This is a genomic window from Streptococcus mitis B6, from assembly GCF_000027165.1.
GTDB lineage: Bacteria > Bacillota > Bacilli > Lactobacillales > Streptococcaceae > Streptococcus > Streptococcus mitis_AR.
Genome location: NC_013853.1, coordinates 1528300 through 1541896, shown reverse-complemented (window position 1 = coordinate 1541896; position 13597 = coordinate 1528300). Strand labels below are relative to the sequence as shown.

The 13597-nt window shown below is 41.6% G+C and carries 17 protein-coding genes; 16 read left to right on the top strand and 1 reads right to left on the bottom strand.

What is annotated here, in order from left to right; genetic code table 11:
• Positions 1–93 precede the first annotated feature (93 nt).
• The 5 genes from SMI_RS07750 (at position 94) to asnS (ending at position 4869) form a co-directional block, all read left to right on the top strand.
• Positions 94–1290, top strand: a complete 1197-nt coding sequence (locus SMI_RS07750; RefSeq protein ID WP_000908499.1) for an MFS transporter — start codon at positions 94–96, stop codon at positions 1288–1290.
• Positions 1291–1476: 186 nt separating this feature from the next.
• On the top strand, positions 1477–1965 hold the full coding sequence (locus SMI_RS07745) for a DUF5590 domain-containing protein (protein ID WP_000747180.1): 489 nt from the start codon (positions 1477–1479) through the stop codon (positions 1963–1965).
• Complete coding sequence (locus SMI_RS07740; protein WP_000777771.1) at positions 1962–3149, top strand: pyridoxal phosphate-dependent aminotransferase; 1188 nt, start codon at positions 1962–1964, stop codon at positions 3147–3149. The genes SMI_RS07745 and SMI_RS07740 overlap by 4 nt, the downstream gene beginning before the upstream one ends.
• Complete coding sequence (locus SMI_RS07735) at positions 3142–3507, top strand: VOC family protein (RefSeq protein ID WP_000565232.1); 366 nt, start codon at positions 3142–3144, stop codon at positions 3505–3507. The genes SMI_RS07740 and SMI_RS07735 overlap by 8 nt, the downstream gene beginning before the upstream one ends.
• 18 nt (positions 3508–3525) lie before the next feature.
• Positions 3526–4869 (top strand): asparagine--tRNA ligase, encoded by a 1344-nt coding sequence (asnS, locus tag SMI_RS07730; protein ID WP_000167160.1) that lies wholly within the window; start codon positions 3526–3528, stop codon positions 4867–4869.
• Between the two features lie 393 nt (positions 4870–5262).
• Here asnS and SMI_RS07725 read toward each other — a convergent pair whose 3' ends face one another.
• Positions 5263–6429: an IS30-like element ISSmi1 family transposase gene (locus SMI_RS07725; RefSeq protein WP_000163009.1), complete on the bottom strand. Its 1167-nt coding sequence runs from the start codon at positions 6427–6429 to the stop codon at positions 5263–5265.
• A 236-nt stretch (positions 6430–6665) separates the two neighbouring features.
• Between SMI_RS07725 and rpsF the strand changes: the two genes are divergently transcribed.
• From rpsF to SMI_RS07670, 11 genes are all read left to right on the top strand, one after another.
• Positions 6666–6956: a 30S ribosomal protein S6 gene (gene rpsF / locus SMI_RS07720; protein WP_001151779.1), complete on the top strand. Its 291-nt coding sequence runs from the start codon at positions 6666–6668 to the stop codon at positions 6954–6956.
• Positions 6957–6967: 11 nt separating this feature from the next.
• Positions 6968–7438 carry a single-stranded DNA-binding protein SsbA gene (gene ssbA, locus SMI_RS07715; RefSeq protein ID WP_000609606.1) on the top strand — a complete coding sequence of 157 codons (471 nt, stop codon included), beginning with the start codon at positions 6968–6970 and terminating at the stop codon, positions 7436–7438.
• A gap of 31 nt (positions 7439–7469) precedes the next feature.
• Positions 7470–7709: a 30S ribosomal protein S18 gene (gene rpsR, locus SMI_RS07710; RefSeq protein ID WP_000068664.1), complete on the top strand. Its 240-nt coding sequence runs from the start codon at positions 7470–7472 to the stop codon at positions 7707–7709.
• Positions 7710–7930: 221 nt separating this feature from the next.
• Complete coding sequence (locus SMI_RS07705) at positions 7931–9331, top strand: bifunctional Cof-type HAD-IIB family hydrolase/peptidylprolyl isomerase (RefSeq protein ID WP_000339039.1); 1401 nt, start codon at positions 7931–7933, stop codon at positions 9329–9331.
• A gap of 1 nt (position 9332) precedes the next feature.
• Positions 9333–9695 carry a S1 RNA-binding domain-containing protein gene (locus SMI_RS07700; protein WP_000689605.1) on the top strand — a complete coding sequence of 121 codons (363 nt, stop codon included), beginning with the start codon at positions 9333–9335 and terminating at the stop codon, positions 9693–9695.
• Positions 9696–9747: 52 nt separating this feature from the next.
• Positions 9748–10497 carry a tRNA1(Val) (adenine(37)-N6)-methyltransferase gene (locus SMI_RS07695; protein WP_000390767.1) on the top strand — a complete coding sequence of 250 codons (750 nt, stop codon included), beginning with the start codon at positions 9748–9750 and terminating at the stop codon, positions 10495–10497.
• Positions 10487–10783: a GIY-YIG nuclease family protein gene (locus SMI_RS07690; protein ID WP_000349604.1), complete on the top strand. Its 297-nt coding sequence runs from the start codon at positions 10487–10489 to the stop codon at positions 10781–10783. The genes SMI_RS07695 and SMI_RS07690 overlap by 11 nt, the downstream gene beginning before the upstream one ends.
• 225 nt (positions 10784–11008) lie before the next feature.
• A complete protein-coding gene (locus SMI_RS07685) occupies positions 11009–11944 on the top strand; it encodes a manganese-dependent inorganic pyrophosphatase (RefSeq protein WP_000036041.1) in 936 nt (311 codons plus the stop codon).
• 209 nt (positions 11945–12153) lie between these two features.
• Positions 12154–12648: a YiiX/YebB-like N1pC/P60 family cysteine hydrolase gene (locus tag SMI_RS07680; RefSeq protein WP_000578394.1), complete on the top strand. Its 495-nt coding sequence runs from the start codon at positions 12154–12156 to the stop codon at positions 12646–12648.
• Positions 12632–13282, top strand: a complete 651-nt coding sequence (locus SMI_RS07675) for a DUF1803 domain-containing protein (protein ID WP_000614471.1) — start codon at positions 12632–12634, stop codon at positions 13280–13282. Before SMI_RS07680 ends, SMI_RS07675 begins: the two co-directional genes overlap by 17 nt.
• Before the next feature lie 101 nt (positions 13283–13383).
• Positions 13384–13575 carry a CsbD family protein gene (locus tag SMI_RS07670; protein WP_000051182.1) on the top strand — a complete coding sequence of 64 codons (192 nt, stop codon included), beginning with the start codon at positions 13384–13386 and terminating at the stop codon, positions 13573–13575.
• Positions 13576–13597: the final 22 nt, after the last annotated feature.

Here is a 13597-nt window from a genome sequence, read left to right as displayed (position 1 = left end):
AGAATGCTTCTAAAAGGAGTGGAGATCATGTAAGGCACAGATTAACAAGTGACGGACAAAAGAAATAATAATACACTTGTTAAAGGAGAAAAGATGTTAATAAGAAATTATCGGAAAAATATTGGCCTGATGGCCGGAGTTGAGTTTTTTGCATTTTTAGGGATTACCAGTTTTTGGATTCTCTTTCTCAGTCAAAACGGAATGTCTCTTTGGCAGATTGGACTTCTGGAGAGTATTTTTCATACGACCAGCCTTCTCTGTGAAATTCCATCTGGTATGTTAGCTGATCGCTATTCCTATAAGACCAATCTTTATTTAAGTCGGATAGCAGGAATTGTGTCTTCTATTCTCATGTTGGCTGGGCAGGGAAATTTTTGGATTTATGCACTAGCTATGGCGGTAAGTGCCTTGTCTTATAATTTTGATTCAGGAACAAGCGCAGCAATGGTCTATGACTCAGCTGTAGAGGCTGGACTAAAGGAGCGTTATCTATCCATTTCAAGCTTCCTATCAGGAGTGTCAGAAGGAACCCAGTCTTTGGGGACAGTTTTGGCAGGATTTTTCGTTCATGGTCAATTGCACCTGACCTACTATATCATGATTGCGACTTCTATCATAGTTCTTTTCCTGATTTGGATGCTGAAAGAACCCAGTGTCAAGGTAGAAAAAGCTGATAGTGTGACCATGAAACAGATTATGTGGACTGTTAAGGATGAGTTGAAGAGAAATCCCATGCTCTTCAACTGGATGATTTTGTCTCAGATTGTCGGAGTACTCATGTGCATGTTTTATTTTTACTATCAAAATCAGTTACCAGATTTAAGTGGTTGGCAAATTTCAGCAGTTATGCTACTTGGTAGTCTCTTAAATATCGTCGCAGTTTATCTAGCGAGTAAGATTGGAAAGAACTATGCTGCCTTGAGGCTTTTCCCTATCCTCGTCCTGCTGACTGGAGTCACCTATATGCTGTCCTACTTTGGAACACCTCTAATCTATATTCTGATTTATTTGATTAGTAATGCTCTGCATGCTCTTTTTCAGCCGATTTTTGACAATGATTTGCAAGGGCGCCTTCCAAGTGAAGTAAGGGCAACCATGCTGAGTGTCTATTCTATGATGTTTAGCCTCAGTATGATTGTCTTCTTCCCACTGACAGGCTGGTTGATTGACAATTTAGGCTTTGTAGTAGCATTTCTTTATCTAGGCTTCTTTTTAGTCATGATTAGCCTTCTACTGCCTATCTTTTTAGGAAAAATGGCTAAAAGAATGGATGATAAAATGATTCCATAGATTAAAAGAATTTTTGAAAACTTGAGTTCCAAGCTCAGGTTTTTTAATAGGTTGATTTTGGAGCTGTCTTTACTTTTCTTGCTCCGTTTTAAACAAGAAAAATCGGTTTGCTTTGAAGGAAGAAATAAAATGTGATTGTTCCTATATTCACTTGTAATAAAGCCCAATAGATGGTAAAATAGACGAGTGAAAAAAAGACAAAAAAAAGCAAAAAATAATCTACTGTGGCAGTATGGTCTAGGGATGACGATTTTGTTTGTGGTTATCAGTGCTTCCTTTCTGTATCTGGTTTCTCTTGGCATGAAACCCTATCAAACAGCTAAAAGTGAAGGAGAAAAATTAGCTCAGCAGTATGCAGGATTAGAGCAGGCTGATCAGGTTGACTTATACAATGGCTTGGAATCTTACTACAGTGTTCTTGGTCATAATAAACAGCAAGAAGCGCTTGCTGTCCTGATTGGAAAAGATGACCATAAGATTTACGTTTATCAGCTAAATCAGGGTGTTTCACAAGAAAAAGCAGAAGCGGTTTCTAAGGAAAAAGGAGCTGGCGAGATTGACAAGATTACCTTTGGCCGTTATCAAGACAAGCCAATCTGGGAAGTCAAGTCAGGCTCTGACTTTTATCTAGTAGATTTTGAAACAGGAGCATTGGTCGATAAGGAGGGCCTATGAAACTATCCAACCGTGTTTTAGAAATGGAAGAAAGTGTGACCTTGGCTGCTGGAGCCCGTGCCAAAGCACTGAAGGCTGAGGGCAGAGATATCCTGTCTCTAACCTTAGGTGAGCCAGATTTCACTACTCCAAAAAATATCCAAGATGCCGCCATTGCATCGATTCAAGATGGGCGTGCTTCTTTTTATACAGTAACCTCAGGCCTGCCAGAACTCAAGGCAGCGGTCAATACCTACTTTGAACGCTTTTATGGCTATTCTGTAGCGCCAAATCAAGTGACAGTCGCTGCGGGAGCCAAATATTCTCTCTATACCTTCTTTATGGCTGTGGTCAATCCAGGTGATGAAGTGATCATCCCAACCCCTTACTGGGTCAGCTATGGAGATCAGGTCAAGATGGCAGAGGGTGTGCCAGTCTTTGTTCCTGCTAAAGAGGACAATCACTTTAAGGTGACCGTAGAGCAGTTGGAAGCAGCTCGCACAGACAAGACCAAGGTTTTGGTTCTGAATTCACCATCTAATCCGACAGGTATGATTTACACTCGTGAGGAACTCTTGGCAATCGGAAACTGGGCTGTAGAAAAGGACATTCTTATCCTAGCAGACGATATCTATGGGCGCTTGGTCTATAATGGTCATGAATTCACACCCATTTCTAGCTTATCTGAAGCGATTCGCAAGCAAACGGTGGTCATCAATGGTGTGTCTAAAACCTATGCTATGACTGGTTGGAGGATTGGCTATGCCGTCGGAGAAGCAGACATTATTGCTGCTATGTCCAAGATTGCAGGTCAAACAACTTCGAACCCGTCAGCAGTAGCCCAGTATGCAGCAGTTGAGGCTCTATCAGGCGAGCAAGATACGGTAGAAAGCATGCGTAAGGCTTTTGAGGAACGTCTTAATACCATCTATCCCCTTCTTGCAGAGGTGCCAGGATTTGAAGTGGTCAAACCGCAAGGAGCCTTCTACCTCTTTCCGAATGTCAAAAAGGCCATGGAGATGAAAGGCTACACGGATGTGACAGACTTTACAACTGCTATCTTAGAAGAAGCTGAAGTAGCCTTGGTCACAGGAGCAGGCTTTGGAGCGCCAGAAAATGTGCGCCTCAGCTATGCGACAGACCTAGACACGCTTAAAGAAGCAGTTAACCGCTTGAAAACATTTATGGGGAGTGAGAATGATTGATCATTTTGAAATTAAGGTAAAGGATTTACAAATTTCAGAAGGATTTTATAGGAGTTTTCTCGCTCCTTTGGGCTATAAATTGGCTTTTAAAACTACTTCTCTAATCAGTTTTCTTGCCCCGAACAGCCCCCATCCTGGTGGTGATTTTTGGCTGGTTCAGGGGACACAAGATCCTATTCACTTTGCTTTTTTAGCAGAAAATAAGGAAGAAGTTCAGGCTTGTTATGAGGCTGGTTTGGAGGCAGGTGGGAGAGACAATGGAGCTCCTGATTATCGCAGTGAGCATTCGATTTACTACGCTGCTTTTATGATTGACCCAGATGGGAACAATATAGAGGTGGTTTGCCATAAAGAATAAAAAAGAAAAGGAAAAATAATGACAAAACGTGTAACGATTATTGATGTAAAAGACTATGTTGGTCAGGAAGTGACGATTGGCGCTTGGGTTGCCAACAAATCAGGAAAAGGGAAAATTGCCTTCTTGCAATTGCGTGATGGAACAGCCTTCTTCCAAGGTGTGGCCTTTAAACCAAACTTTGTAGAAAAATTTGGTGAAGAAGTGGGACTTGAGAAGTTTGATGTCATCAAACGCTTGAGCCAAGAAACTTCTGTTTATGTGACAGGGATTGTCAAAGAAGACGAACGTTCTAAGTTTGGTTATGAGCTTGATATCACAGACATCGAAGTGATTGGTGAATCTCAAGACTACCCAATTACACCAAAAGAACATGGAACAGACTTCTTGATGGACAACCGTCACTTGTGGCTCCGCTCTCGTAAGCAAGTAGCGGTGATGCAAATCCGTAACGCGATTATCTATGCGACTTATGAGTTCTTCGACAAGAACGGTTTCATGAAGTTTGACAGCCCAATTCTTTCAGGAAATGCAGCTGAAGACTCAACTGAACTATTTGAAACGGACTATTTCGGAACGCCAGCCTACTTGAGCCAATCAGGTCAGCTTTATCTAGAAGCAGGCGCTATGGCTCTTGGTCGTGTCTTTGACTTTGGTCCCGTATTCCGTGCTGAAAAATCAAAAACGCGCCGTCACTTGACTGAGTTCTGGATGATGGACGCAGAGTACTCCTACTTGACACATGATGAGTCACTTGACTTGCAAGAAGCTTATGTGAAAGCTCTTCTACAAGGTGTTCTTGACCGCGCGCCTCAAGCCTTGGAAACCTTGGAACGTGATACAGAACTCTTGAAACGCTACATTGCAGAGCCATTCAAACGCATCACATATGATCAAGCCATTGACCTCTTGCAAGAACATGAAAATGATGAAGATGCTGACTATGAGCATCTTGAGCATGGAGATGACTTTGGTTCACCACACGAAACTTGGATTTCAAACCACTTTGGTGTGCCAACATTTGTCATGAACTATCCAGCAGCCATCAAGGCTTTCTACATGAAACCAGTTCCTGGAAATCCAGAGCGCGTGCTTTGTGCAGACTTACTTGCTCCAGAAGGTTACGGAGAAATCATCGGTGGTTCTATGCGTGAGGAAGACTATGATGCCCTTGTCGCAAAAATGGATGAACTTGGCATGGATCGTACAGAGTATGAATTTTACCTTGACCTTCGTAAATACGGTACTGTACCACACGGTGGATTTGGTATCGGTATCGAACGTATGGTAACCTTTGCAGCAGGAACAAAACACATCCGTGAAGCTATTCCATTCCCACGTATGTTGCACCGTATTAAACCGTAAATCATGAGATGAAAGTAAAAGGTCAAATTGACCTTTTATTTTTTAGGATGAATCACCTGAAATGCAGATTAATATATATATATATTAAAAAATCCTCATATTTTGAATAGGTTCTTTTTTTATTGGTAACTTCTAAAACTAACTTCCAGTTTCCCACAACCTAGCTTTTAGTATGAGAAAAACGCGTGAAATCAGTGGAAATCCGTCTTAGACTAACTTCCACTGGTTTTCTTTTTCTTGATATATAAGGGTTCAAAAGCGAAAAGACTCAGAAAAAAGTGCACGACAAATAGCCCTAAAACAGAGTCGTCTTAGAGTAAATTCCAGTTGCTAGCGTTTAGTGTGAGACTTTTCGATGGTGATAAGATGTGTAGTTAGAGGGGAAAATTCCCTTTATTTCAATAAATCAGGTGATAGGTGTGTGTCTTCTGGTTTGACAAATTGGCAACCCAGAAGAGCAGCGATGTCCTCGCCAAAGGTGAAGGTGAAGATGTCGTAAGCAGATTTTCCTTGAAACTCTTCTCGTTTCAAGGAATTGACATGGGAAATGACTAGATTGACGTCTTTCTGAGTCAGCTGGTCAAAGGAAGTGCCCTTGGGAAGAATGGCTCGCAAAACCGTATGGTTCTTCTCAATCCGCCCCTTCTGGTCAGGACGGCTAGGGTCGCAGAAGTAGAGGTGAGACTTCCCATCAATGTCTCGCTCAAGCTCCTCCACATAGGCGAACTCAGATCCGTTGTCTGTGAGAATGACAGGGAACAGCTGATGGAACGCACACCCTCCGTCCATGACTCTTTCTTTCAAAGCTGCGAATTTAGTGGCGACCTCCAGAGCGGTCTTGTTGTTCAAAAGCAGGGCGAAGAGGAAGTTGCAGAAGGAAACGTTGAAGGTGAGCAGTAGCTTTCCACCAGGTCTGCCGATGACCGTGTCCATTTCCAACCATTTGAAGAAATCATCTGTTTCTCGTAACTCTTGGAAATCTTGATAGGTCCGCCCAATTTTCAGCTCTTTAGGAATAGCTACTTTTCTGGATTTTCTGCGTTCCTTGAACGTGACCATCCGAGGGAAATCAATGGGCTTGGCTGTCAGATAGCCCAGCTTGGCATGCCGATACACCGTAGCTTTCGACACAGGTAGGTTATGTGTCTGAATGATATGGTAGATGCTTTGTTTCTTCTGGATGCCTTGGGTTAAGACCTTGTCCATCTGATAAAAACTTTCCTTGTTTAGGGGAATTCCCTGTCTGGATTCCCTCAACATAGTCTCGTACTGCTCCTGTGCCTTTTTCGCGTAGTAAAGATAGCGGTTAAACCCACAATCCGTCCTCTTTTTTGGACAGTTGTTACAGACATAAGGAGCTTTTTTGAGAAGAGGGCAATCCGTGCAATCAGATTTGACGGATGTTGGATGCATGATGCGATTGCGCTTGATTTCCTTTGAAATCGTTGACGGGTCTTTCCCCATCTTCTCAGCGATGGAACGGAAAGTCTCCTGTTGGCTGATTCCAGTTTGGATGTCAATACGGTCTTCTAGAGTGAGATGTTTTTGTTTTTTCGTCATGAGGTGCCTCCTCACGAAAAGTCTCAGACTTAATTCTAGCATAATTCATCGTCTGAGACTAACTTCCAGTTTTGGGAGAGAGATGGAAGTTACTTTGAGAAGTTACGTTCTTTTTTTATTTAGGTGTTTTTACTTGCGTAAAAAAATTTTTTCTAGTATAATAGTTTATTGTGAGCGAACCTCACTTACCCCTTGCAAAGTCTTGGGGTCATTAGACCAAAAGGAGGAACATATCAATGGCTAAATACGAAATTCTTTATATCATTCGTCCAAACATTGAAGAAGAAGCTAAAAACGCTTTGGTAGCACGTTTTGACTCTATTTTGACTGACAACGGTGCAACTGTTGTTGAATCAAAATCTTGGGAAAAACGTCGTCTTGCATACGAAATCAAAGATTTCCGTGAAGGACTTTACCACATCGTTAACGTTGAAGCAAACGACGACGTAGCTCTTAAAGAGTTTGACCGTCTTTCAAAAATCAACGCTGACATTCTTCGTCACATGATCGTCAAAATTGACGCGTAAGAAGGTAAACTATGATTAACAATGTTGTACTTGTAGGGCGTATGACACGTGATGCTGAGTTGCGTTATACCCCATCAAATGTAGCAGTTGCGACTTTTACTCTTGCAGTAAACCGTACATTTAAGAGTCAAAATGGCGAACGTGAGGCTGATTTTATCAATGTCGTTATGTGGCGCCAACAGGCTGAAAACCTAGCTAATTGGGCTAAAAAAGGCTCACTTATCGGGGTGACAGGTCGTATCCAGACTCGTAGTTACGATAACCAGCAAGGACAACGTGTCTACGTGACAGAGGTCGTGGCTGAGAATTTCCAAATGTTGGAAAGCCGTAGTGTGCGTGAGGGTCATACAGGTGGAGCTTACTCTGCACCAACTGCAAACTATTCAGCGCCTACAAATTCAGTACCAGACTTTTCACGTGATGAAAATCCATTTGGAGCAACAAATCCATTGGATATTTCAGATGATGATTTACCATTCTAATGGACAACTAAAATTATAAAGGAGAAAAAACATGGCTCAACAACGTCGTGGCGGATTCAAACGCCGTAAAAAAGTTGATTACATCGCAGCAAACAAAATTGAATATGTTGATTACAAAGATACTGAGCTTCTTAGCCGTTTCGTTTCAGAACGTGGGAAAATCCTTCCTCGTCGTGTAACAGGAACTTCAGCTAAAAACCAACGTAAAGTAACAACAGCTATCAAACGCGCTCGCGTAATGGCTTTGATGCCTTTCGTAAACGAAGATTAAAGAAAAGACCCTGACGGGTCTTTTTTTCAGGTCCGGGCGGACCTCTTTTTCATGAGCTAGGAAATAAGGAAGCGAATTAAGACTCCGATAGATCGATTTTTCATAAACATTTTTTCTTTTCTCATCCAAGGACTTACAATAAAACTGGAAACTTTTTGAAAATAGGGGATTTCTCTACTTTATGGTATAATGGAAAGAGTTAGATTGAAAGAGGTAGTGAGATGGATGCCAAATTAAGATACAGGGCAAAGAAAATCAAGATTGTCTTTTTTGACATTGATGATACATTGCGGAATTCAAAGACAGGTTTTATTCCAGCTTCAATCCTAACTGTTTTTAAGCAATTACGTGAGAAAGGAATTTTGACAGGTATTGCTTCTGGACGAGGGATTTTTGGTGTCGTTCCGGAGATTCGTGAGCTCAAACCTGACTTTTTTGTAACTTTGAATGGGGCTTATATTGAAGATAAAAAAGGTCAGGTTATTTATCAACATCAGATTAAGAAGTCAGATGTTGAGGAGTATATCTCTTGGGCCAAGCAAGAGGGAATTGAGTATGGTTTGGTTGGGAGTCATGATGCCAAGTTGTCGACTCGCACCGATATGATTAGTGAAGCGATTAATCCAATTTATCCCGATTTGGATGTAGATCCAGATTTCCATGAAAAAGAAGATATCTATCAAATGTGGACTTTTGAAGATAAGGGAGATGACTTGCACTTGCCTGACAGTCTCTCTGATAAACTTCGCATGGTTCGTTGGCATGAGCATTCGTCTGATATTGTACCGATTTCAGGCTCCAAAGCGACGGGTGTGGAAAAGGTTGTGGAACACCTTGGCTTGAAACCAGAGAACGTCATGGTTTTTGGAGATGGCCTGAATGACTTGGAACTCTTTGATTATGCTGGAATCAGCGTTGCCATGGGAATTTCTCATGATAAGATCAAAGAGAAAGCAGATTATATTACAAAAACATTAGAAGAAGATGGCATTTTTGATGCCTTAGAAGGATTTGGTATGGTAGAAAAAGAATTGCATTTCCCACAAGTAGACATTGAAACAGTAGAAGGTCCTATCGCGACTATTAAGACCAATCACGGAGACTTGCGTATCAAGCTTTTCCCTGAACATGCTCCTAAAACAGTGGCTAACTTTGTAGCTCTTTCAAAAGATGGTTACTATGATGGTGTCATTTTCCACCGTACTATCAAGGATTTTATGATTCAAGGTGGAGACCCAACTGGAACTGGTATGGGTGGCGAGTCAATCTACGGCGAATCATTTGAGGATGAATTCTCAGAAGAACTTTACAATATCCGTGGAGCCCTTTCCATGGCTAATGCTGGTCCAAATACCAACGGTAGCCAGTTCTTTATCGTGCAAAATCAACATTTGCCTTATTCTAAGAAAGAAATTGCTCGTGGTGGTTGGCCAGAACCGATCGCAGAAATCTATGCCAACCAAGGTGGAACCCCTCACCTAGACCGTCGACATACTGTTTTTGGTCAGCTAGCTGATGAAGCTTCTTATACTGTCTTGGATGCCATTGCTGCTGTTGAGACAGGAGCTATGGATAAGCCAGTTGAAGATGTTGTGATTGAAACAATTGAAATCGAGGACTAAGATGAAAATCGGTGATAAGCTAAAGGGCCGTATTACAGGTATTCAGCCCTACGGTGCCTTTGTTGAGCTAGAGACGGGTGATACGGGGCTGATTCACATTTCAGAGATTCGGACAGGCTTTATTGAAAATATCCAAGAAGCCTTGAAAGTCGATGAAGAGGTTCAAGTTCAAGTAGTGGATTTAGATGAATTTACAGGGAAAGCTAGTCTTTCTATCCGCACTTTGGAGGAAGAAAAGCACCAGTTTCCGAGACGGAGACGCTTTTCAAGCGACCGTTTTAACTACGGCTTTGCGCCTCTTAAACGAATGATGCCAATTTGGACCAAGGAAGCCCTTCAACATTTGAAGAATCAGAAGCACTAGTTAGAAATTTCTATCTTTTGTAATGTTAATATAAATTTGCTATAATAGGAACATGGAAGAAGAACAATTATTAAAATCAGGGGAGCGCATTAACCAGCTCTTTTCGACAGATATTAAAATTATTCAAAATAGAGAGGTTTTTAGCTATTCGGTGGATAGTGTTCTCTTGTCACGTTTTCCACGTTTTCCTAAGAAGGGCTTGATAGTGGATTTTTGCGCTGGAAATGGAGCAGTGGGGCTATTTGCCAGCACTCGGACTCAGGCACAGATTTTGGCTGTTGAGATTCAGGAGCGTTTGGCAGATATGGCTGAACGCTCTGTCCGTTTGAATGATTTGGAAGAGCAGATGGAGGTCATCTGTGATGATTTGAAAAATATGCCTTCTCGTATACAGGGAAGTAAGGTGGATATGATTTTGTGTAATCCACCCTATTTCAAGGTGGATCCGCATTCAAACCTGAACGAGAGTGAACATTATCTCTTGGCGCGACATGAAATCACGACCAATTTGCAGGAAATCTGTCGTAGTGCTCAGAGTATTCTCAAATCCAATGGACGCTTGGCCATGGTTCATCGTCCTGATCGACTTTTGGATATCTTGGACATGTTACAACGGCATAATCTGGCTCCTAAGCGCCTGCAGTTTGTTTATCCAAAAAGGGAAAAGGAAGCCAATATGCTTTTGATTGAGGCTATCAAGGATGGTTCAACAAGCGGCTTTAAGGTCTTACCACCTCTCATTGTCCACAATGATGATGGCTCTTATACGCCGGAACTCGAAGAGATTTATTATGGATCATAAGGCCTATATGTATGTGCTGGAGTGTCGTGACGGATCCTACTATACAGGCTATACGACTGATATGAAGAGACGCCTCGCTGTCCACAATAGTGGGAAGGGAGCCAAATACACACGAGCACGCTTGCCAGTCAAACTTATCTATGCTCAAGGTTTTGCCAGTAAGGAAGAAGCCATGTCGGCAGAAGCCCTTCTCAAGCGTAAGAAGAGGCCACAGAAGGAAAGATTTTTATCTGAAAATCAAGATAGAAATTTACTCATACTCAATGAAAATCAAAGATCAAACTAGGAAGCTAGCCGTAGGTTGCTTAAAGCATTGCTTTGAGGTTGTGGATAGAACTGACGAAGTTAGTACCCATACCTACGGCAAGGCGAAGATGACGTGGTTTGAAGAGATTTTCGAAGAGTATAAGTTATTTTGAAGAATCGTGAGGAGCCCTTTGACTCCTCTTACTTTTGTCAAAAAGCGAAAAAAATGCTACAATAAAGAGAATAAACAAAATGAGGTATTATCATGTCTAAGATTCTAGTATTTGGTCACCAAAATCCAGACTCAGATGCCATCGGGTCATCTGTAGCCTTTGCCTACCTTGCAAAAGAAGCATACGGTTTGGATACGGAAGCTGTTGCCCTTGGAACTCCAAATGAAGAAACAGCCTTTGTCTTGAACTATTTTGGTGTTGAAGCACCACGTGTTATCACTTCTGCTAAAGCAGAAGGCGCAGAGCAAGTTATCTTGACTGACCACAATGAATTCCAACAATCTGTATCAGATATCGCTGAAGTAGAAGTTTATGGTGTTGTAGACCACCACCGTGTGGCTAACTTTGAAACTGCAAGCCCACTTTACATGCGTTTGGAACCAGTTGGATCAGCTTCTTCAATCGTTTACCGTATGTTCAAAGAACATGGTGTGGCTGTTCCTAAAGAGATTGCTGGTTTGATGCTTTCAGGTTTGATTTCAGATACCCTTCTTTTGAAATCACCAACAACACACCCAACAGATAAAGCTATTGCTCCTGAATTGGCTGAATTGGCTGGTGTCAACTTGGAAGAATACGGTCTTGCAATGCTTAAGGCTGGTACAAACTTGGCTAGCAAATCTGCTGACGAATTGATTGACATCGATGCTAAGACTTTTGAATTGAACGGAAATAATGTCCGTGTTGCTCAAGTAAACACAGTTGACATCGCTGAAGTATTGGAACGCCAAGCAGAAATTGAAGCTGCAATGCAAGCTGCCAACGAAGCAAACGGCTACTCTGACTTTGTCTTGATGATTACAGATATCGTCAACTCAAACTCAGAAATCTTGGCTCTTGGTGCCAATATGGACAAGGTTGAGGCAGCCTTCAACTTCAAACTTGAAGACAACCATGCTTTCCTTGCTGGTGCAGTTTCACGTAAGAAACAAGTGGTACCTCAATTGACTGAAAGCTTTAATGCTTAAGATTTTGAGTGTTCATTCAAATTATGAAAGGCTAGTTTGCCTTATATCGAAAGGAGTTTCGGCTCCTTTTTTCTAGGAGTGAAGCATGTTAGAAAATGGCGATTTGATACTTAATGAAAATCAAAGAGCAAACTAGGAAGCTAGCCGCAAGCTGTACTTGAGTACGGTAAGGCGACGCTGACGTGGTTTGAATTTGATTTTCGAAGAGTATGATTTTTGTGAGAGATGAGTCAGATATAGGACAGGCCATCCAGACTTCCACAGGCAACTATAACCATGTAGCCATTTATTTGGATGGGATGATTTACCACGCTAGTGGACAGGCTGGTGTTGTCTGTCAAGAACCTGCAGACTTCTTTGAGCCCAATCACTTGTACGACCTCTATGTCTACCCAGAAATGGATATCCAGTCTGTGAAGGAAAAAGCTTGCAAACATCTTGGAGCTCCTTATAATGCTTCTTTCTATCCAGATGGAGCTGGTTTTTACTGTTCCCAGTACATGGCAGAAATCCTACCGATTTTTGAGACCATACCCATAAAATTTGGAGATGGGGAGCAGGAGATTAGTGATTTTTGGAGAGAGTATTACAGAGAACTAGGTCTGCCTGTTCCTTTGAACCAGCCGGGGACCAATCCCAGTCAGTTGGCAGTATCGCCTCTGTTAGAAAGTAAAGAAAGGAATCTTCATGATTCAGATTTTTAATCCATCTCGTTTGACGAGACAGCCATTTTTTGGAGAATTGATCCGCTATCTGGACCAGCATGAGGATGTGATTTTAAGGGAAATCAAGGCTCAATTTCCAGATGTTGCAGTTGATAAACTCATGGAAGAGTATATAAAGGCTGGCTTTATTCTACGTAAAAATAAGCGTTATTACCTTAATCTTCCTATGCTTGAATCACTTGATAGTCTCGAACTGGATCAAGAGATTTTTGTCAGCGAAGCTAGTCCAATCTATCAAGCCTTGTTGGAGCAGGGGTTTGAGACAGAATTACGAAATCAAACCAATGCTGCTATTTTGGTTGAAAAGACGGACTTTGCGCGGACTAAAATGACCCTGTCCAATTATTTCTACAAGGTCAAACATCAGTATCCTTTGACAGAAAAACAGCAGGAACTCTATGACATTTTGGGAGATGTTAATCCTGAGTATGCTCTCAAATATATGACGACTTTTTTGTTGAAATTTCTCAAAAAAGATCAGCTTATGCAGAAACGCCGTGATATCTTTGTGGACAGTTTAGTTGTCCTAGATTATATTGTCCAAAAGGAAGATGGAAAGTATGAGTTGGCTATCGATTTGGATAAGGAAAGATTAACTTTCTACTTGGTCTGATTTCTTGTTTCTGAGCACATTGTTTGACTTTCCTTAGTATTCGGTATAAACTATATGTAACCGGTAACACTTATCGGAATAAAATTAAAGGAGACAATCATATGTCACTTGAAAACAAATTGGAACAAGCAACAGGCGCTATCAAAGAAGGATTTGGTAAAGTTACTGGAGATGGCAAGACTGAAGCAGAAGGCGCTGTAGAAAAGACAGTTGCTAAGGCAAAAGAAGTAGTTGAAGATGCTAAAGGTGCTGTAGAAGGTGCCGTTGAAGGTTTGAAAAACGCTTTTAAATAAAGATAAAAAAATCAAGGGTTTC